Source organism: Shewanella psychropiezotolerans, from assembly GCF_007197555.1.
Lineage (GTDB): Bacteria > Pseudomonadota > Gammaproteobacteria > Enterobacterales > Shewanellaceae > Shewanella > Shewanella psychropiezotolerans.
Window position 1 is genome coordinate 1,968,140 of the sequence record NZ_CP041614.1, and the last position, 19,404, is coordinate 1,987,543.

Here is a 19,404-nt window from a genome sequence, read left to right on the forward strand (position 1 = left end):
AAAGTCCTCCATACTAAAAAACAACAGGGGTCGATAGGACGGGCGTGTCATCGGACTGCCTATGAATTGGCACGTCTTGAATAGCCTCTCCAGCCAGCACCGCTTTCGCTTTATCCAGTTCGGCAACCAGTTCCGGGTAATCGGGTATATTGGCGTCCCATTCCAGCAACGTAGCGACACCGCCTGTTAACTCCTGCGCCAGCTTGTATAAGCGCCAAACGTCGGTGGGGACCGGTTGGTCGTGGGTATCGATCAGGCAGTCACCGACATCCGTCGGGCCAGCAACATGGAGCTGGACGATATTTTGATGGGGCAGTCCTCGTACATACTCAGTCGCGTCAAAGCTGTGATTATGGGCGGAGACATAGACGTTATTCACATCAAGCAAGAGCCCGCAGTTGGTTTGTTCGACGAGTAACGCTAAAAATTCCCATTCAGACAATTCACTTTGGGAAAATTCCAGATAGGTAGAAGGGTTTTCGATAATGAGCGGGCGACGCAGAAAATCCTGTATCTCTCTAACGCGCCCAGCGACATGCATCAGGCTTTCTTCGTTAAGTGGCAAGGGGAGCAGGTCGTGAGTGTTAACCCCGGCAAATCCTGTCCAGCAGAGGTGATCGGATATCCACTCGGGTTGGACAACATCAGCCAACTCTTTTAGCTTGTGTAGATAAGTCCAATTGAGCGGATCAGTACTGCCGATGTTCATTGACACACCGTGCATCACCACCGGACGTTTAGAACGGATATGTTGGAGTACATGACGTGCGTAGCCATGATTATCCATAAAATTTTCGCTGATGATTTCAAACCAATCAACGAGTGGATCGTCATTTTTCATCAGATAGGGGAAATGCTGTGGGCGTAAACCCACGCCAAAACCGAGATTTCTCAATCCAAGAGTTGAAGAGCCTTCCCCTGAAAGGCTCTGCATTGATTTAATATGGTTGCTCAAAGTAAATGGCTTCCCTGATTAGGTAGATGGTGGCAATGCCAGACGAATGTCACTAGGTTCTGGCTGAGTGGGCATTTCAATTGAACGGTGGTGTTCAAGTTGGTTACCTTTTACTTTCACCAGTCCCGCAGCAGTACAATAGGCTTTCCAAGCCACGTCATAAACAGAATCGCCAACTTTGTAGGGCATGGTTTCTACTTCTTTAACGACTGGCGGTAGCATGTCGCGGGCATGTAATTTCAACCAACTTATTGGTGTCGCCTTGAAATCAGGCGCGCCGCCAAATTTATAGAGCTGCATTTCATAGCAGTCGTCAGTCTGTTTGGGAAACAGTTGCGACGCCGAGATGGGCACTGCACAGCCCCCTAAATTACTGCATAGGTTATCCGCCGGTGCGCTTTTAATTCCCTTTGCTGCCGTACCGCTGCAACTGCCACCGCCGCTGGCGCTTTGTACAAAGCCGCAACCGCCCTGGGTTTTACACTCGTTAGAGCCTTTACAGCTGTGATACGCCAGTTTAGCGGCACAGCTATCGGGATCACTCACTGCGTCTGGGGTCAAGTCCATCCCCTGACAGGCGTGATAAAGCATGGCTTTGGTGTCCTGTGAGACAATACCTGTGACCAGATCGGGGACTTCGCCGGTGACGGCCCAGCAGATGGATACCCGGTCGCCGGAGCCACCCATTGCAGGCCCTGGAAAAAATACCGAGCGGTCACGCCAATAGGCATTAAGTTGCGTGGTAATGCCTTTGATGGTGCCTACTGCCGATTGGCTGAAGGTGTCGTAGGTGCTTGCCTTAATTTCTTCAGTTGAGATCAGATTATTAAGGGCCTGGGCAACATCTTGAGTGGAAGGTAGGTTTTGTGCATCGTTAGTGCCGAGCATGGCAGAGGTCCAGCTGTTGCCTTGTTGGTGCCAGGTATCCCAGGTCATGTAATCAGAATGCGACAAGAGTGCTTTTACTTCAGCGAATAACTCATAGTGATCTTTGTTTGCCGCGTCGCTGCGGGCTTGTGCACTGCCGGACATCTCTTCAGTGGGCTTACCGACATCGTTATAACCAGGATAATCTGCTGCCAGAGCGACTGGATCTGGTTGGTATTTAGATTGTACTGCCCCCAACATGCCTGTAGCGACTTCTGCCGATTTTTGTCTATAGAGTGTCGCCCAAGGTTGATGCCCCCAGACTTCAAGGATGTTGGGCACGACGGCATCACCTTCCCCTTGATCGGTAATGGCATCGATGTTATTGATTAGTTCGCACTTCAGTAGGTCAGTGCTTGATAACGTCCCATTGATGCCCGGGTACTGCGCTTCGGGCCTTTCGGGCACGTTGTTGAACTGATCTCGCTGGACGTTGGTCAAGCGCTCAAGCAGGGTCGAGCCGTCATCATATTTAATTTCCAGATAGCTCCAGTAGCACAGGTACATATGGCCGATGGAGCCAAACAACGGCAGGTTATTTTCGGTCATGCTGGCGGTAAACCAGTCAAAGGGCGCCGGTTCAAAGTATTTAGGCCGCGAACCACCATCTGGTAGGGGAATGTCTGGATTATGCAAGTTTGTAGCGGCTAAGGCTGCGGTTTCCTCGATGGCTAGAAATAGCTCTACCTGGGTCTCGTTCATGGCTCTGAGTTCGACCGTCATTGTGCTGAGGTCCGGGTGTCTGCCCTTCCAATCGGTAAAATCTAGAATATGCGGAATAGTGGTGTTGTCTTTGGCATAACAATGCCAGCCGTAGTTGTCTGTTTGCAGCGCATTGCTGGTGAAAACTGGGGTGAAACCCAACTTGCTTGACATATTTGCAGCGAGTTGCAAATGCAGCATTTCTTCAATGAATACGCTATAGACATTATTGAAAACTTGTTGATTCGTGGTCAGTGTTTTGCCAGCAGTTGGAGCTGTTCCAGGCCACCATCGGCCGGTATATAAGGTGCTGCCTTCGCTATTAATTTGGTGGGTTCCCTTTATCGAATATAGCGAGGTCATATAGAGCGGAATGGTAAACAGTTCCACGTTAACCGCTGCCTGAGCGATGGCCTGCACGCAGGCGAGATCGGCATCGAGATAATCCAGACTGCGATTTTCACAATCTGTAGTTATTTGGGTTTTCATTTGTTTTAAATACGGCGCGTATACTTGCTCTTTAGATGATGGGGTTGCCATAATCAGTGATTCCTTACTCAATGTATGGTGGTGGGGGTGAGCGCAGGCTGTAGCCGATGTTTTACAGTACGACCTGCATTGTTATTCATGCCGGAAAGCAAAAAAATTATCGGGTATGTGTTATCGCAATTTGCCCGCCAACACGGATAAAGGGGCCGTTATCAGAATCTGAATCTGGCTCAGGATTGACGATGGTAAATTGCTTGATCGCACCAGACTGGAAAATAAGGCACATGCTGGAGCCACCGTAGCTGAACCAGCCAAGTTCCTGACCTTTCTTCACTTTGTCGCCCACTTCGACCTGAATATCCACAGACGATATTTCCGTGATCCCGATCGGCATCACACATACCATGCCAATCGACGGATCGTCGCTTTCGATAAAGACGAGCCCACGCGTGTTGACATTCGCTTCATAACCTTGGGATTGGGTGCCTGCGGAGTCGTCAAAACCTTCGCCATACAGTTCACTGAACATGAAACCCGGCACCACCCGCTTTTCAATAATGGTGCCGGAGATTGGCGCCCACCAGCGGTGATAGTTGTTGCCACTGAGGAACGATTGCACAACGTCGCCGCCGACAAAACGGTCAACGTGACGACCATCCAGCATGTTTTCCAGGGAGTAATTTTGACTCTTGCAATCGAAACTGTCGGTGCGTTTGACTTCTCGAGCGATGCGGTAGACGGTGCCATCGTTGGCTGAAGTCACCACTGCAGGGTTGCCAGCTCCATCAATCGGCCGGGTGTTGGCAATGATCTGACGGTGGAAAAAGTCATTGAATGACGTATAACCCCAGTGCACGGGATCGTCTCGTTGCTGTTGTTTACTAACGAATTGATCGAGGTCGTTATCGGTGTAGGATTTTGTGTTGAGCCAGCCTTCTGCACCCGTGGTGATCACATTTAATGAGGTGGGTGAGTCGAGGTAGGTGCACCAAGCGTCCAGGATATCGGCGAGTTTGGCGTTAAATTTGTCATCTTTGAAGACGCGTTCGCCGCCCCTTGTCCACATCATGTATACAAAGAGGCCCGACATAGGAAAGGCGGAGTGGGGCACATCGGGCGTAAAAGGCGGAGCCCTCATAATGATGTGATTCATTGCATACAGCATCGTCTCTATCGAGTTGACGGTGTATGTTGTGTCCGGCTCATATTGCCTGTGAACGTCTTGCCCTTCGGCGATCATTAATCGCACCAGATCACGCAGCTCGTTGTGATGTTCCAGAAGCTCTGCCATGGCAAGGACGGCAGGTTGAAGATCCTCGGCAGACTTGCCTTCACGCGCGGCCAGGGCTTCTTTAACAATCCCGCTTAACCAGCTTGCAACGTATTTGCTTTCTTTGGGGAGGTATCCTGCTAATACGCCAATTTTTTGGGAGTAATGACGTTCAAAAACTTTTTTTGCAGCAAGTGTGTCTGACGCTAAAGCGCCTTCGGCAGCTTGTGCGGATTGCTTGTAATTATCCATGTTGTAATCCTTTACTTGGTGACGTTATGTCGTAGTCCTTTACTGGGTGACGTTATGGTTGACTTGGTCCTCGTTCATCGTTTCAGCCACTCGACATTCAAAATGTTCAATCTGGTCGCTTTTCAATCAAAAAAGGGGCCGTCATTTTTAATGGTGATCCTAATGCATTGAAGTATTAGGGTTTGTTTGTGGTTTTTAGTTTTATCAAACTGACACAACCCAAAAACCTCACTCAGATATGTTTAGACGGGATCGACAGAAACTGCAAATAAATATCTCAAGAACCTGAATACACGTCGTCGCATTAACGTGAATGTATTCGATGTTAACTAGGCATAAGTAGAAACGTTAAGCCACCCCATTCATCAACAGACAACGCCAGTTAATTTTGGGGCAGACCCTATAGCTAGGGCTGCACGATTCAACAATCCGTTACTTCTGAAAGCAGGTTCATTTTCCTTTTAATTCCAGGCAGAGTTGAAAGTTAAATCTCGTATCGTTATATTTGTGGATAACTAATGGACGGCCTGATTTTTGGGCGTTTTTTTTGGGGGGGGAGTAAAGCATGCCACAAACGAGTTACGAATTAGATGCTGAGTCTATTGAATCACTGCAGAGCCTGATAGGCCAAGAAATTAATTTACTAACCAAGAGTGTCGATATCAATTTTAGTCAGGGCAATGCCACATGTTTATCCCCATTATATTTTAGGGTGGAGGCTGGCTTTGTTGAGATGACTAACGAGTGGAATACGAGCCCTCAAGGTCATGACTTTCATCTTCCAATCTTTAGAAAAGTATTGCAACCGACTGAAATAGAATACAGTGTCATAGATCATTCTATAGGCCCATGTTCTGAGATTAAGTTGACGGAGAAAGTTGGCGTGATCATCGATTCTATAGCGATCCTTCGGCTTAGCTGTCAGTGTGCAATTGTAGATAAAACAAAGGCTGGTGGCTGGGTCCCGTCGGATGAAATTATTACGTATGACTGGGGGATCAACATCAAGCTATCCGATGGCACTAGCGTCTCGATGACGACTGAAGATGACTCTATCCTGGGGGAGTTGATTATATCGCCACTGGCTATTGAGCCTTACTACAAAGAAGATGTCTGGGTCGAAAAACTTGATATACGCCTAGGATTAACTTAATAGGTGTTGAAGCGGCGGGGCTCTAGTTTCAATCATAACGAGTTGATAGGGTTGAGTTTTTCCTGTAGCTCCTTATCTGGGTGTTCCTATTGGTGTTACAATAAAAGCGAGTCACTACGAGTTAGTGTAAGAATATTCAAAAAACTTTTAAAAAATTCATCCACGGCCTTCTTGTATCATTCTAGCAAGTGAATACCCTTCAAGTACATAAAGTCTAACTTTATGTATTTTATACTTCCTGAACGTACCTTTCGGATAAAAGTCTAAAAAGATAGACTTTATCATTTTCAGCCTATAATCTGTTCTATAAGTCTATTAAAGTAGACTTATACTATTACGTTAGCGTTTAGCTAATCGCAGCTTAAATTAACCCTATATGCTGGAGTTCACAATAGGAGGTATTAGATGGCCAAATCTGTAAAAGCCATAGCAAGCCCCGATCTCTCAAAGACCTTTTCGGTTGAATTATTAGGGGCCGCAATAAAAGCTAAGCGTACGCAAAGCGGCATCACTCAAACCGACGCAGCAGCATTGTGTGGCATCGCTAAGCAGACCTATATAAAAATAGAGCAAGGTCGAGATGATATTCGCCTGTCGGCGTTGATAGATGTAATGCAAGGCTTAGGGGTTCAACTTTCAATTAAGCCATGGGAGCAACAAGTGACTAGCGCTGAAAGTGAGGCTAATGATGGCTGGGTCTAATGCATACCGTTTAAATGTACTTTTTAATAAGCAGGTTATTGCTGAATTAAGCTTTGATCCAGATACGGATAACTTGCATTTTTTTTACCAACCACAATGGAAGCAGCAGGGCTTTGCATTATCACCCTACTTACCACTTGAAGGTAACATTCAATCAAGTGCTATTCGGCGCTACCTGCAAAATCTACTGCCAGAGAACCAAGGATTAGATCACTTAATCGACTACCTTGCGGTATCTAAGCAAAATACCTTTGCACTGATCCATGGGATAGGGCAAGACACATCGGGGGCTTTACTGTTTGTCCGACAGGGCGAGAATATCGAAGCTAAAACAGAATTTAGACCTATAACAACCGCTGAGATAGTGCAGCGCTTAAGCGACCCTAGCTTATTTGCCATGGAAGTGTGGGACGACAAACCAAGGCTCTCTGTTGCCGGTGTACAGTCAAAAATTAACGTCTTGCAGCTAAATGGCGAGTTTGGTTTTGGTAGTGGTGACTTATGCTCAACTCACATCATCAAGTTTGAAAAGAGTACTCAGCAGCATCTAGTCATTAATGAGTTTGTGACAATGAAACTCGCCCAGTTGATAGGCTTACCAACAGCCAATATTGAGCTGCATTACTTTGACCAATATCCCGCGCTGGTGGTTGAGCGCTTTGACCGTAAATTGATTAATGACGTAGTAAAGAGAAAGCATCTTATCGATGCCTGCCAGGCCTGTAACTTGGGAGTTGATAGAAAGTATGAGCGTAACTTAGGTAAGCAGCGTGATGTTGCTCATATTCGTGATGGTGTCAGTCTTAAAAAGCTGTTTGAGCTAACTCAAGTGTGCCAGAACCCCATTGCCGCAAAGTTAACTCTGCTGAATTGGGTACTGTTCAATCTGTGTGTATTTAACCATGACGCCCATGGTAAGAACATGAGCTTCTTTGTCAGTAAAGCAGGTTTAGAACCAACACCCTTGTATGACCTAGTGAATGTGCAGATGTACCCAGAGTTTGAACAAGAGCTTGCGATGGCAATAGGGGATGAGTTCAACCCCCATGCTATAAATGCTTACCAGCTCATGGAGTTTGCCGATGGCTGTCAAATCAACAATAAACTACTTATGCGACAGTTACTGAAAACAGCTAAAGCAATCACTGAACAGCTTAGCAGTGCAATTGGTCTGTTAGGGGAGCTAAGTCCCGCTCAACAGGCTTATATGGCTAAATACCACCAGCAAGTAGAAAAGCGTTGTCAGCATTTTATCGAGCAAGCGCAAGAGATCCCTAAGATAGAGTTGTGAGCACCTAGTGAAATACCAAGAGCAACTCACTAAGCTGAAAGACGTATTAGATGTAAGGGGCACTTGCATGTTGAACGCGGCTAATGAGTATTACCTGAGCGTGTAGGGTGGCTTTCTATGTGTAGGTCTAAACCACTCGCTCTGAAATTTACTCCCAGCTTTTTGAGAAATGACCATGCTGATTTCGTTTAGCGAGTCGTGCATGGGTTAGCAGCCACTGAATCGTAGTTGAATTGCAAGATGCTGAAGCAATATTGCAAATCTCCTTGATGCTGAGTTGATTAGTACTGAGCACTGCATACACGTCCACCAGCTCTCTAGTGGAAACAAATTTCTTGTCTGCCTCACCTATTCGGTAATAGATGTTGCCGTTTTCTTTAATATCTAATATTGCCGAAGTCACTCGTGGCTTATGAATGATGTCACCAATCTTAATAGCGTTGTATATTGTCGATACAAATTCACTCTCAGTCATAACATGCTCCACGCGAAATAGATGAGTATGAAGCAAAAGTGAAAAATGACTAAATTTCTAGCTGATTTTAAGTGCGTTATCAAGTTGGCTTTTGCCACTCGAAGGCAAACCGTTACTTTCATGTAACAGACTCCAACAATTAAGCATTCGCTATCAACCTTTAACAGGAATAACCTTCCATATCTTTGACTTAACCCCTGTGTTTCGCCTTGCATTTATGGCAGACTCGTTATCCATTATAGTGTCCATATATCCGCAGACGTCTCTGAATAATTACGTAACCTAATCGTAATTTCTCAACCGTAAACTGGACGACTTTATCTAAACTAGGTGTTCCTTAATGTCTCAAACTCCAAATAATCTTGCCGCCTTCTGCTGGTCAATTGTAGACCTATTACGCGGTGATTTTAAGCAAAGCCAATACGGCCGCATCATTCTGCCATTCACCTTACTGCGTCGTTTGGAAGGAGTGCTGGAACAGAGCAAAGAAGCTGTACTGGCAGAGCATGAAAAGGTTTAGAAGATGAACTTGCCTGAAGAAGCACCAGAAAAAATGCTTTTGCGAGCCAGTGGTTTGTCATTTTTTAATATATCAAAAATGGATATGTCCAAGCTGGGTGAAACGGGGATTAAGGCCAACCTCGAAAGTTATATTGATGGCTTTGACCTCAGGACTTGTGTCTGTTGCCTCTTGTATCAATCAAGCAAACCTTACAGATCCCTCATAGTTATTCCAAATCCAGAAGTTATATGAATTGTCATCGAAATTTGACGAAGAAAGTCGCTATACGTTAAATCAGTGGCTAAAGCTGATACGCAAGCAAGATCGAGAATGGGCACTCTCTATCGATACCAACCACTCATGATACCGCTGGCATACCTTCAGGGTGAGATCATGGGAGTTTAAATTTACACAGAACGTCCAATAAACACACTATCTATCTGTTTTGAGTTGTGTCTTAGAGTCCTTACTCCCTTGGCGCGTTGATCTCAACATATAGCGGCTCACGCGCTTATTACTGGAATCCTGATCCTTTCAGGCCAAGGTTAAAAGTAGTGGGAGTAATCTGAGATGAAATATACTAATCCTACGGAAACTGCATCTCCAAAAAATAAACTTGTTTTAGTTGTTCCAAGATCTAATCGGTACTCAGTATATATGGCAATTTTTTTGTTGAAGTTTTTTAATAAACCGAAATTCACAAACTCTGTGCTATATAAATCTTTTTTAGTCGTCAGTTTATTATATCCTGTATATACCTTGTAACTCTTAGAAAACCTGAAGTGTATGGAACCTTCGATACCTTTTGAGTTAACTAAGTTACCACTTAATCCCATGTCATATTGGTTGTTTTTACCTATGGTATAATTCCCGCCTATTAGGAATGAATCGGAATTAAACATGCCTCCTATTATTGTAGCATTGATTGAATCATCATAGTTTGATAAACCATCAGCATTAGCAATTTGATGGGCGAGTCCTACTTGATACCCTTTATATTTATAACGTATAGATGCACCATAGTTTGTATTAATACTGACTCTTGAGTTAACGTTATCTCCCTTTTGGTCACCGATTAACGCACTAAAAAAAAGTTTGCTAGTATCTAATTTGAAACTTGTCTTGTATTTTATGGAGTTATTACTACGACCAAACCCTGCAATGTGTGATACGGGAGAGAAAAAAGCGCCAGAAGCTGTATCTTTAAAGCTGAAGTTAGTATCACTGTACATCGCAATATCATAAAATGGACTCCATACTCGACCTATTTCTACTGAGCCAAAATGTGAACTTATACCTATATACATAAGGCGTTCAATGAAATCTACATCTTTATGTTGTTTTTCTATATAAGATATCCCATATTCAACTTTTCCATATAGTTTCAATGAGTCTGATATTGAGTGTTCTCCTGATACAAATACACGGGAAGCATTAGAGTTTAATCCTAGATCGTATGGGCTGTCGTCAATATTGTAATTGTATTCAGCTGCGATCCAGCCCCGAATTCAAAATTTGTGTTTTTATTAATATTCAATTCTATTGAATGGCAATATTTTGTGGGTATGCATAGAGTTATAAAAGATATCACTAATATTAATATGTAATTATTCTTTGTTTTATGTATACCAATAGACTTATAATTCATGAATACTCCTTCTTATACGATGTTAAATGCATGCCTGATTATTTTTGGCATCGCTTCTTCATAAGCGTGTGCGAGCTGAAGAACTTCAAAGTCTCTTTTGTTTTTACCTATTAATTGCATGCCCATAGGTAAGCCTTGAGAGTTAAATCCGGCTGGTATGTTAACTATAGGGCAACCAGATAAGGTTCCTGGAATTACCACCTCCATCCATCTGTGGTAAGTGTCCATTTTCTTACTTCCAATTGATGTTGGGTAATGAATTTCTTTGTTAAAGGGAAAAACTTGTGCTGATGGTAAAACGACAGCGTCATACTCATCGAATAAGCTGTTTAATGTGCTGTACCATTTTGTTCTGTTAATTGAAGCTTTATAAGTGTCAACGCCAGTCAGTTTCAATCCATTTTCTATTTCCCACCTCATAGCGCTGCTTAACTGCTCTCTCTTCTTGGGATCTGAATAAAGCTTGCTAGCAATACCTGTTATAAGCCAATGTCGCTCTATTAACCAAGTTTCCCAAAGCTGTTCCATATTAAAGTCAACGATTACACTTTCAACATGACACCCTAAACCTTCAAATATTTTCAAATTACTTTCGCACAATGCAAGTACTCCTTTCTCCATAGGCAAGTAGCCATTTAAATCACCTAGCCAAGCAATTTTTTTACCTTTAACATCGACATCCAAGTTATTTGTAAATTGGAGTGGATCATCATCTATTGACAGTGGGTATCGTGAATCATATCCAGCCATGGTGGAAAGAAGCATGGCTGTATCTCTAACATTCCTTCCCATGGGGCCGTTGTACCCAAGTTGTTGTATAAACACTTCATTTGTGGGTCCAGAGGGCACGCGGCCAAATGATGGACGAAATCCAATTATATTATTGTAAGCAGCAGGATTTCTTAAAGAACCCATCATATCGCTTCCGTCAGCAACTGGAACCATGTTCATTGCGAGGGCGACCGAAGCACCGCCACTACTGCCGCCGGCGACTAATTTAGGATTATATGCATTACCTGTTGTGCCATATACTTTGTTATATGTATTGGAACCGAGTCCAAATTCTGGAACATTTGTTTTACCTATTAAAATTGCGCCAGAGTTCTTAATCCGTTCAACAATAATATCGTCATGTTTTGGAATGTAATCTTTAAAAATTGGCGATCCCATGGATGAAACGATACCTTTGGTTAATGCAAGGTCTTTAACTGCATGCGGAAAACCGTGCATCCAGCCATGGTATATACCGTTGGATAAATCCTTATCTTTTTGTTGAGCTTGTTCTATTAATTTATCTCTTTCCTCTAATGCCACAATTGCATTAACTAATGGGTTTTTTTTGCTTATTTGATTTAAATAGGCATTCATGACTTCAACACAGGATATAGATCTGTTTTTTATTGCTTCAGATAATTTAATTGCCTTGGTGTTTTTTATGATGTCATCAGCGCTTGAAAACTGATGACCAATAGATTTTTTATTAGAGAAAACATTTGTTGGTACCATTATAATATTGCTGGCAATTATCGCTTTACAGAGTGTTCTTTTTTTTTTGTCTATTTTTTCACTTGGTTGGTTATCGATAGCTGTTTTCATTTTGTTTTACCTTTATATAGGATAATGATCTAGTGAAGACTGGCTTTCTGTTGGCTGAAATATTCTGCTACAGCATGTATTTGATCTGTATTCAGTTCATTGGCGATCACTTGCATCGTAGGAGATTGACGATCCCCGCTCTTAAAATCCAATAATTGTTTTTGCAGGTAATCACTATGTTGACCGGCGAGGTTTGGCCATAGGCTGTTGACCGTAAATCCCTTCATACCATGACAAGATATACAGCGAGCCCTAACATGCTTACCAGCTATGTTTTGAACTTTCTTCGCTGCTGTGGAGTTAACCTGTTTACTAAAGTGGTCGGCTAAACTCTCCATTTGCTGTTCGGATAAGCCTTCGACTATCTTATTCATCATTGAGTTCTTGCGGTTACCATCACGAAATGCTCTTATTTGTTTAGCTAAATAGCCCTTTTTTTGACCGGCTAAGTTTGGCTGGATTGCAACCATTGACACACCATTAGTGCCGTGACAAGACTCGCATTGAGTGATGAGTGAATCGATATTTTCATTTGATGCAGCTGAGGTAAACTGACTAGAAGTTATCATCAGCATAAAAAACAATAATCTAAGTCCTGAATTGGTTTGCTTTATATTTCTCATCTTATGTCCTGAATTATGGGGTATAAATTGTATGAGACCATCGTGGGAGATGGGGAAATCCATATGCATTATGGTAATTGTGATAATAAAAAATTACGGTATTCAGTTACTTCAAATAATGTCGATTGACGCAATACTTTAACTTCATCTGCGGTATATAACTCCATGTTAGCTGGTGTACTAAGACCTCCAAATTCAAGTATCATCCAATTGAGTACCTCAGCGAGCTGACTATCATCAAGTGTGGAGTTTGCCGCACCAGGCACGCGGATCAGGTATTCTCGACCAGAAGAAGTGGCCAAGAAGCGTCCAATATGATTTTTTATTTGAGGAATGTTCTTGCTGCCACTCCCATCGGGTGTATGGCACCCTTGACAGAGCAGTTGGTAATTGTATTTGGCTCTCTCATTATTGATGTCGGTTGCCTGTGACGGTGTGCTAAATAACGCAGCTAATAGGATTAGCAGTCCTATCAATCCTGTTAAGATATTCACTTGTCGTGGCCTTGTTCGAATGCAACACCCACAACAATGGCTGTTGAACAATGGTATACAGAGCTTGTTGCACCTAGACACCAATTTACATCGTTGGATTTATCTGAACGATAAATAGGCCTATCACCTTCATCCCTTTGGCATAAACAGGTTCCGCATTGAGTTTTTCCACAACAATCGTTATAAGAGATAACGTAATTTCTTCCATCAACGGGATTACGACAAGTACCTATCCAAGTAATAGGAGACATTTCAGTACCTGGAGGGCAGGTGTTGTAGTTACCACCACAGCACTCACATAAAAAGCCGTCGACTGCACAGTAACGCCAATAATCACAACTTGATGGGTCGCCGCTCTCTTGTGGCAATACCGGTGCATCTGCGGCGCGGGCAACAGGTAATAATGGAATCGTGGTAACCCCAACTAAAGTAGAGCCTAAACTTTTAAGAAACCCTCTTCTGCCGTTGGTCTGCGCTATGCTACGAGCTTTCTTTTCAAAAAAATTATCGAATAAACTCATTTTTATACCCTTTTGGCCAGATGTGTTTGATTGGCCATATATTCCTGAATTGAAGCCGTTTTTAGATCCTTTGCTTCGAATAAACTATCTATGTGTTCTCTGGAGTTAATGATGCCCATAGCAGAAATGGTGCCTTCATTGTTGATTAAGACAGCGTAAGGAAGTTTGGCAATACCAAAACTTTTTCCTAGTATTTCAGAAATGATATAGGGATAACTTTCTATAGAGTGTTGTTGTATATACCCTTGATGATTTTGCTCTTGACCATCACTGGCGAAAATAAGCTCGACCCAATCGGATTCAGATTGTGCACTCGATTTAATTGCAGGCATCAAGGTCTTACATACAGGACAGTCGGGTGAGATAAAAAAAATAAGTTGAGACTTGCCGGTATTTTTACCCGCTCCAATCTCTATGAGACCTGAAGATATGGACTGTAATGCCAAATTAGGACTAGACTGTCCCACTTCAATTGTCTGATTGATCGCCAGTGCACCTGCGGGAGCCACACGTTCGTAAAGTACGCCAATTTGACGGGTTAAAGCATAAATAATGAAAACGATACAAATTATAACTATCCATAAAACAGCATTTGAAACTATTAATAAGTTCACCGATGAATCCTCTATTTTAATATTTTTAGTTGAGTGTTGGCAATAAGCTGCTCAACGCATAAGTTTATTAGGATGACAATCATCGCTATAGAGAGTGATAAAATTGATAATGCATTGAAAGTAATTGATCCAGGCATTAGAGCAAGTAATGTTATACCTGTAAAAATTTGATTTCTTATTAGTGAATATGTGCTTATTATTATTTTGCCTTCTGGTCCGCCACAGCCACAGTCCATATTGGTTTTTCCTCGGTAAAGTTGATAAGCCATGATTAAGAAATATATCCATAGGGTGAAAACAACTCCGATAGCAGCGACAGTACGCGTGCCAGGAATTATGATGCTGATGGAAAGTAATATTTCATATAACCCTATAATTTTAATTAATAATCTTGAGTTATATGTGTTATTCGATAAATTAAAATAATCACTGATGAGATCTTGATAGTAACTATTATTATCGTGCATTATTTTCCTCCAACCTGACTGAATGAAAAGCCAAAGGGTAAATAATGCGCTAGCATCAGAAAGAAGTGTACTCATCATTAGTAAGCCTTATGAATAACCAGAGGACTAATATTTCCAAAGTCTTTTAATGTTTGGATTAATTCACCACTTTCAGGATTGTAAATATCGAGGTTGAGCTCGCCATTCGTGACTACTAATAGTGGTTTTATACCGCGGGTAAGCGCAATTGATACTGCCCAGTTAGGTATATCAATCACTTTGATTCTTTTTTTCGCTCGCACATCAAATATCCATACTTGACTGCCCCCTTGAGTTTGAGTTCCATCATGGCCATCAGAGTGCATGATGATATACATTAAACCCTGTTCATCACTGTCATTAAGCGCTAGCCCACCCGGTCGCCAATTTTGTTTACGCTCTTGCTCATTAAGTAATGACCAGCTTGTAATATGCTTAGCTACCTTTCCACTGAGATTTAATTCATGGAGTAGACCATCAAATGATGGGAAGTAGGCGATGCCATCGATAATTGCAGGACGTTCAAAAATAGGGCTTTTATCGGTATCGAAAAAAGGTTTAAGCCTGTGTCTGGATTTTAAATGTCCTTTCTCATCTATGACTGTGGTTAACATACCACCATTACTACAAAGTGAGCTTATACTACGAATTCCTGTTGAGAAGGTCAGTACACAGCCAGGTGTTTCTATAGTTTCAATAATTTTTTTGCTATTAAGTTCAACAACTGTAAATGATCCAGCAGGGCTAAAGTTTGCAACATAAAGAAACTTCTCGTCGGCAGAAAGAGCCATTGCATTGCGGCGTGGTAATGCCTGCAGACGCCGATCTTTCCACACGAGCTCCTTAATAACCGCCATGGTTGTTTTATTATAAATAGTGAGTACATCGGTTAATGGTCCACGTGCCCCCCGGGTGTGGAAGCTTTCCATGATGTAAAACTCAGGTCGCGTTTTTGCTTGAATAAAATTGCCCATTAAATTTTTGTCAGCCGTGCCTTTTATTCGCTTTGAGTGACGAGTTTCGGCGACATCGAGCAGGATCATTTTGCCGCCAAACATATTCGTGAAGCTTGTTTCATCGACAAACATCCAGGTCTCAGGGAATACATCGGGTAATATCATGACATTACCCGTTTCTTCAATGGGTAATGGAGGAAGCTTAGGGTTTATTGCCTTTTTAATTGCTGAGGAATCAATAGAAAAAGCATATCCACATTGAAGTAATAACAGTGCCACTAGTATTTTTAACGTGTTAATGTTCGATCGGATATTCATTTTATATACCTGATATTTTTATAGTTATTATTGGGTTTACTATATATAACAATCGTAAATTATGTTTTTTAACCAGATGAATTTATAGTCACGTCATAAATTCATCTACAGATAATAATTTCATTATTATCTGCAGTTTATTTGTTAATTTTTATTGTCTGAATAGAGGTAAACTCTGCTAACCCCTGGAGTCCAAATTCAATGCCAAATCCTGATTGTTTGATACCACCAAAAGGTGCGTTTGGTTGCAATGCACCATGAGTATTAACCCAAACGGAGCCGCATTCTAACCGGGAAGCTATGTGCGTCGCTTTGGCTATATCCTTCGACCATACAGACCCCCAAGGCCTGACTGGTTAAGGTTTGCTCTAGCAATAACCTCTTCGATATCAGTATATTTAATGATAGGGAGGATAGGACCAAACGGCTCCTCATCGACCAGTCGGCTACCATCTGTGAGGCCTGTGACTATGGTTGGTTCAAAGAAGTATCCTGCGCCAATTATTTTTTTCCCACCGGTTAGAAAGTGGCCACCGTTAAGTTTAGCGTCGGCTGCCAGATCCATCACGATGTTTAATTGCTGAGCATTTTGAATTGGCCCCAATTCGGTATCTTCTTGTTCACCATTGCCAACGTTAACCTCTCTGGCTAAGCGGGCCATTTCATCACAGACATCATCAAAGATACTTTCGTGTACGTAGAGTCTTTTTAACGCTGCACAGGTTTGGCCATTATTATGGAAGCAAGCGTCAAACAGTTTTTTAGCTGTGGATCGAATATCAACATCCGCGAGTACAATACCGGCATCATTTCCACCTAACTCCAACGTCAGACGCTTTAATGTCGCAGATGCCGTCTGCATGACCTTTTTACCGGTTGCTGTTGAACCTGTGAAGACTATTTTATCCACCCCGAGTGCGCACATAGGGCTGTGCCTACGGCGCTACCACCCGTCACTATATTAAGAACCCCATGAGGGAGAATTTCATTGGCCAGTTCTACGAATCGAATGGTTGCCAAAGGCGTTAATTCTGAAGGCTTGATGACGACTGTATTTCCCGCTTTCAACGCAGGAATCACGTGCCAGATAGCAATCATCAGTGGCCAATTCCATGGTGTGATTGAAGCTACGACACCCAAAGGTTTACGGTGAACCTCGATGCGGGCATCTTTATTATCTTGTATGACATCAATGGGTATGTCTAGTTCGGCTGTACTACGCGTCCATGCAATTGCACCACCGACTTCCATGCCTGAGCCAACCCCGCTTAAGCCATTTATTGGCTTACCTGTTTCTTGAGTAATCAGCGTCATTAACTCAGGCATATTGGCTTCAATGGTATCGGCTAATTGATGTATTTTTTGCTTACGTTCCTCTGATGATGTCTGGCCCCAGAGCTTAAAGGCACGGCGGGCTGAAGATACGGCATTATCTACATTTGCTGGGGTACCATTTGGACATTGGGCAAATGCCTGTCCTGTAGCAGGGTTTATAATGTCTAATTTTGATGACATATTGATACTTTGGCCATCGATAAACATATTAAACTGTTTCATATTACCTCCTTTCTCATTGATGAATTTATAATCTGTTATCTATAACTCTTGTTGCTTTACCTTGAGAGCGAGGTAATTTAAAAGGAGCCTCTATATTGATGCTTGCTGAAATACCGATAAATGTTTTTATGTTGTGAGTTAACTTATTAATTAAAATGTCGTGATCTTGTTTATCATTATTGGCGTCGACCTCGACTCTTATATTTATCGTGTCCATATTTCCACGCTTACTGACTTCAATAAGGTAATGGGGAGAAAGGCCGTCGGTTCTTATAATTTGTTCTTCAATTTGAGTCGGGAATACATTGACTCCACGAATGATTAGCATGTCATCACTACGTCCAGTTATTTTGTCCATGCGTCGCATCGTACGCGCTGATCCTGGTAACAAACGTGTAAGATCACGGGTACGGTAGCGGATCATTGGCATGGCTTCTTTACTGAGACTGGTAAATACCAATTCACCTTCTGAGCCATCCGGTAACACTTCACCTGTAATTGGGTCGATAATTTCAGGATAAAAATGATCTTCCCAGATAGTAAGGCCATCTTTTGTTTCGATACATTCTTGTGCGACACCGGGCCCCATCATTTCTGATAGGCCATAAATATCAACAGCATCCATTGACATTCTGCTTTCAATATCATTGCGCATCATGTTGGACCATGGCTCGGCACCGAAGATACCGATCCGTAGAGCCAACTCTTTTGTATCTATATTTTGCCGCTTTATCTCATCGGCGATGTTTAGCATATAAGAAGGGGTAACCATGATGATGTCTGGATCAAAATCAGTGATTAGCTGAACTTGTTTTTGTGTCTGTCCGCCACCCATTGGGATCACTGTGCAGCCCAGACGTTCAGCGGCGTAATGTGCCCCTAATCCTCCGGTAAACAAACCATAACCATATGAGATATGCACTTTGTCTTTTCTACGTCCGCCTGCTGCATATATAGAGCGGGCACCTAGATGAGCCCAGTTGTTTATGTCGTTTTGGGTATAAGCAACAACTGTCGGTTTCCCTGTTGTTCCGCTGGAAGCATGGAGACGGACTATGTCGTTCATAGGGCTGGCAAAAATGCCAAATGGGTAATTCTCGCGTAAATCCTTCTTGGTGGTAAATGGGAATTTACTGAGATCACTGAGTGTTTTCAAATCGTCGGGATGAACACCGTGCAGATCAAATTTTTCTTTGTATACTGAGGAGTTCGTATACGCATGATTCAGCGTCTTTTTCAGTCGATTTAACTGTAGAGCTTGTAATTCATCGATACTCGCCGTCTCTATCTCATCCAGACCTGCTCTATCATTTCCCATACTCGACCTCCTCACTGAATTATTACAATTTTTCAACATCGATTATAATGTAGTGCATTAATTTGATTTAGATCAATATAAATGTATCGCTAGTTTGTTTCGGCAATGTTTCATATCGTGGTTTGTTGTTATAACTTCTTGTCATTTTACCCGGAGATAATGTTTGAGTATTCAGTTGGGTATCACCTGTTTTATTGTTGACTTACAGTGAGGTTAAAATTTATTTATCGTATTGGTGATGGAGTGATTGATAGCGGGTATAGATTCTGGTTGTTATTAATTTATTGTTTTTAAAGTTTTATTTTATTTTTTGTTCCGTTGTTTTTGTTCCGTTATTTTTCTTTCGTTTGTTTTCACCGATCTTAAAAGATGGCTTTTATGCGTTTTTTATCATTTGTTTTTTGATGTGAGCCTTTAACCTATCCAGTGTTTCTTTTATCAAAGTTTACTTTGACGTAAAACGTTTAACCAGATTAAAAGTGATACGGTATATTGACATGTTATTTATTTTTAGTATCGTAATGTGTGATTGATAGTTGTGAGTGATATTCGAGTA

General features: G+C 42.2%; 18 protein-coding genes and 1 pseudogene. 5 read left to right on the forward strand and 14 right to left on the reverse strand.

Annotated features, from left to right (window positions below; genetic code table 11):
• Window positions 1–13: 13 nt before the first annotated feature.
• The 3 genes from bufB to FM037_RS08730 form a co-directional block, all read right to left on the reverse strand.
• Window positions 14–955: an MNIO family bufferin maturase gene (gene bufB, locus FM037_RS08720; protein WP_221937491.1), complete on the reverse strand. Its 942-nt coding sequence runs from the start codon at window positions 953–955 to the stop codon at window positions 14–16.
• 18 nt (window positions 956–973) lie between these two features.
• Window positions 974–3,073, reverse strand: a complete 2,100-nt coding sequence (locus tag FM037_RS08725) for a ferritin-like domain-containing protein (protein WP_144045676.1) — start codon at window positions 3,071–3,073, stop codon at window positions 974–976.
• Window positions 3,074–3,230: 157 nt separating this feature from the next.
• A complete protein-coding gene (locus FM037_RS08730; RefSeq protein ID WP_144045677.1) occupies window positions 3,231–4,595 on the reverse strand; it encodes a phosphatidylserine decarboxylase family protein in 1,365 nt (454 codons plus the stop codon).
• A 565-nt stretch (window positions 4,596–5,160) separates the two neighbouring features.
• On the opposite strand from FM037_RS08730, the gene FM037_RS08735 reads away from it, so the two are divergent.
• The 3 genes from FM037_RS08735 to FM037_RS08745 all read left to right on the forward strand — a co-directional run bounded on the left by FM037_RS08735 (window position 5,161) and on the right by FM037_RS08745 (window position 7,741).
• The gene (locus tag FM037_RS08735; RefSeq protein WP_144045678.1) at window positions 5,161–5,748 is read left to right on the forward strand and encodes a hypothetical protein; all 588 of its coding nucleotides are present in this window, start codon (window positions 5,161–5,163) and stop codon (window positions 5,746–5,748) included.
• A gap of 405 nt (window positions 5,749–6,153) precedes the next feature.
• Entirely contained in the window at window positions 6,154–6,450 is a 297-nt protein-coding gene (locus FM037_RS08740) for a helix-turn-helix domain-containing protein (protein ID WP_144045679.1), read from the forward strand.
• Window positions 6,434–7,741 (forward strand): HipA domain-containing protein, encoded by a 1,308-nt coding sequence (locus tag FM037_RS08745; RefSeq protein ID WP_185976985.1) that lies wholly within the window; start codon window positions 6,434–6,436, stop codon window positions 7,739–7,741. Before FM037_RS08740 ends, FM037_RS08745 begins: the two co-directional genes overlap by 17 nt.
• 148 nt (window positions 7,742–7,889) lie before the next feature.
• Here FM037_RS08745 and FM037_RS08750 read toward each other — a convergent pair whose 3' ends face one another.
• Window positions 7,890–8,216: a hypothetical protein gene (locus tag FM037_RS08750; protein ID WP_144045680.1), complete on the reverse strand. Its 327-nt coding sequence runs from the start codon at window positions 8,214–8,216 to the stop codon at window positions 7,890–7,892.
• A gap of 340 nt (window positions 8,217–8,556) precedes the next feature.
• Here FM037_RS08750 and FM037_RS30110 point away from each other — a divergent pair, with 340 nt between their 5' ends.
• Window positions 8,557–8,736, forward strand: a complete 180-nt coding sequence (locus FM037_RS30110; protein ID WP_324617117.1) for a type I restriction-modification system subunit M N-terminal domain-containing protein — start codon at window positions 8,557–8,559, stop codon at window positions 8,734–8,736.
• Window positions 8,737–8,739: 3 nt separating this feature from the next.
• A complete protein-coding gene (locus tag FM037_RS30115; protein ID WP_322619463.1) occupies window positions 8,740–8,970 on the forward strand; it encodes a hypothetical protein in 231 nt (76 codons plus the stop codon).
• Window positions 8,971–9,263: 293 nt separating this feature from the next.
• On the opposite strand, the gene FM037_RS08760 is transcribed toward FM037_RS30115, so the two are convergent.
• The 10 genes and pseudogenes from FM037_RS08760 to paaK form a co-directional block, all read right to left on the reverse strand.
• Complete coding sequence (locus tag FM037_RS08760; protein WP_144045681.1) at window positions 9,264–10,226, reverse strand: porin; 963 nt, start codon at window positions 10,224–10,226, stop codon at window positions 9,264–9,266.
• A gap of 152 nt (window positions 10,227–10,378) precedes the next feature.
• Entirely contained in the window at window positions 10,379–11,962 is a 1,584-nt protein-coding gene (locus FM037_RS08765; protein ID WP_221937492.1) for an amidase, read from the reverse strand.
• Between the two features lie 29 nt (window positions 11,963–11,991).
• Window positions 11,992–12,585 (reverse strand): c-type cytochrome, encoded by a 594-nt coding sequence (locus tag FM037_RS08770; protein ID WP_185976986.1) that lies wholly within the window; start codon window positions 12,583–12,585, stop codon window positions 11,992–11,994.
• Window positions 12,586–12,653: 68 nt separating this feature from the next.
• Window positions 12,654–13,079, reverse strand: a complete 426-nt coding sequence (locus tag FM037_RS08775) for a cytochrome c, class I (protein WP_229381121.1) — start codon at window positions 13,077–13,079, stop codon at window positions 12,654–12,656.
• Complete coding sequence (locus FM037_RS08780; protein WP_144045683.1) at window positions 13,076–13,600, reverse strand: methylamine dehydrogenase light chain; 525 nt, start codon at window positions 13,598–13,600, stop codon at window positions 13,076–13,078. The genes FM037_RS08775 and FM037_RS08780 overlap by 4 nt, the downstream gene beginning before the upstream one ends.
• A gap of 2 nt (window positions 13,601–13,602) precedes the next feature.
• On the reverse strand, window positions 13,603–14,214 hold the full coding sequence (locus tag FM037_RS08785) for a thioredoxin-like domain-containing protein (protein WP_144045684.1): 612 nt from the start codon (window positions 14,212–14,214) through the stop codon (window positions 13,603–13,605).
• Between the two features lie 11 nt (window positions 14,215–14,225).
• On the reverse strand, window positions 14,226–14,759 hold the full coding sequence (locus FM037_RS08790) for a MauE/DoxX family redox-associated membrane protein (RefSeq protein WP_144045685.1): 534 nt from the start codon (window positions 14,757–14,759) through the stop codon (window positions 14,226–14,228).
• A complete protein-coding gene (locus tag FM037_RS08795; RefSeq protein ID WP_144045686.1) occupies window positions 14,759–15,973 on the reverse strand; it encodes an amine dehydrogenase large subunit in 1,215 nt (404 codons plus the stop codon). Before FM037_RS08795 ends, FM037_RS08790 begins: the two co-directional genes overlap by 1 nt.
• 137 nt (window positions 15,974–16,110) lie before the next feature.
• Window positions 16,111–17,530, reverse strand: a pseudogene (locus FM037_RS08800) (aldehyde dehydrogenase family protein).
• 25 nt (window positions 17,531–17,555) lie between these two features.
• Window positions 17,556–18,848, reverse strand: coding sequence for a phenylacetate--CoA ligase PaaK (paaK, locus tag FM037_RS08805; protein WP_144045687.1), 1,293 nt, complete (start codon window positions 18,846–18,848; stop codon window positions 17,556–17,558).
• Window positions 18,849–19,404 lie beyond the last annotated feature (556 nt).

Bases quoted from the DNA above. Each gene is read 5' to 3' on its own strand.
- FM037_RS08790 (WP_144045685.1), bottom strand. From the start codon at position 14,759: ATGATGAGTACACTTCTTTCTGATGCTAGCGCATTATTTACCCTTTGG.
- FM037_RS08770 (WP_185976986.1), bottom strand. From the start codon at position 12,585: ATGAGAAATATAAAGCAAACCAATTCAGGACTTAGATTATTGTTTTTT.
- FM037_RS08740 (WP_144045679.1), top strand. From the start codon at position 6,154: ATGGCCAAATCTGTAAAAGCCATAGCAAGCCCCGATCTCTCAAAGACC.
- paaK (WP_144045687.1), bottom strand. From the start codon at position 18,848: ATGGGAAATGATAGAGCAGGTCTGGATGAGATAGAGACGGCGAGTATC.
- FM037_RS08780 (WP_144045683.1), bottom strand. From the start codon at position 13,600: ATGAGTTTATTCGATAATTTTTTTGAAAAGAAAGCTCGTAGCATAGCG.
- FM037_RS08750 (WP_144045680.1), bottom strand. From the start codon at position 8,216: ATGACTGAGAGTGAATTTGTATCGACAATATACAACGCTATTAAGATT.
- FM037_RS30110 (WP_324617117.1), top strand. From the start codon at position 8,557: ATGTCTCAAACTCCAAATAATCTTGCCGCCTTCTGCTGGTCAATTGTA.
- FM037_RS08725 (WP_144045676.1), bottom strand. From the start codon at position 3,073: ATGAAAACCCAAATAACTACAGATTGTGAAAATCGCAGTCTGGATTAT.
- FM037_RS08730 (WP_144045677.1), bottom strand. From the start codon at position 4,595: ATGGATAATTACAAGCAATCCGCACAAGCTGCCGAAGGCGCTTTAGCG.
- FM037_RS08745 (WP_185976985.1), top strand. From the start codon at position 6,434: ATGATGGCTGGGTCTAATGCATACCGTTTAAATGTACTTTTTAATAAG.
- FM037_RS30115 (WP_322619463.1), top strand. From the start codon at position 8,740: ATGAACTTGCCTGAAGAAGCACCAGAAAAAATGCTTTTGCGAGCCAGT.
- FM037_RS08765 (WP_221937492.1), bottom strand. From the start codon at position 11,962: ATGAAAACAGCTATCGATAACCAACCAAGTGAAAAAATAGACAAAAAA.
- FM037_RS08795 (WP_144045686.1), bottom strand. From the start codon at position 15,973: ATGAATATCCGATCGAACATTAACACGTTAAAAATACTAGTGGCACTG.
- FM037_RS08735 (WP_144045678.1), top strand. From the start codon at position 5,161: ATGCCACAAACGAGTTACGAATTAGATGCTGAGTCTATTGAATCACTG.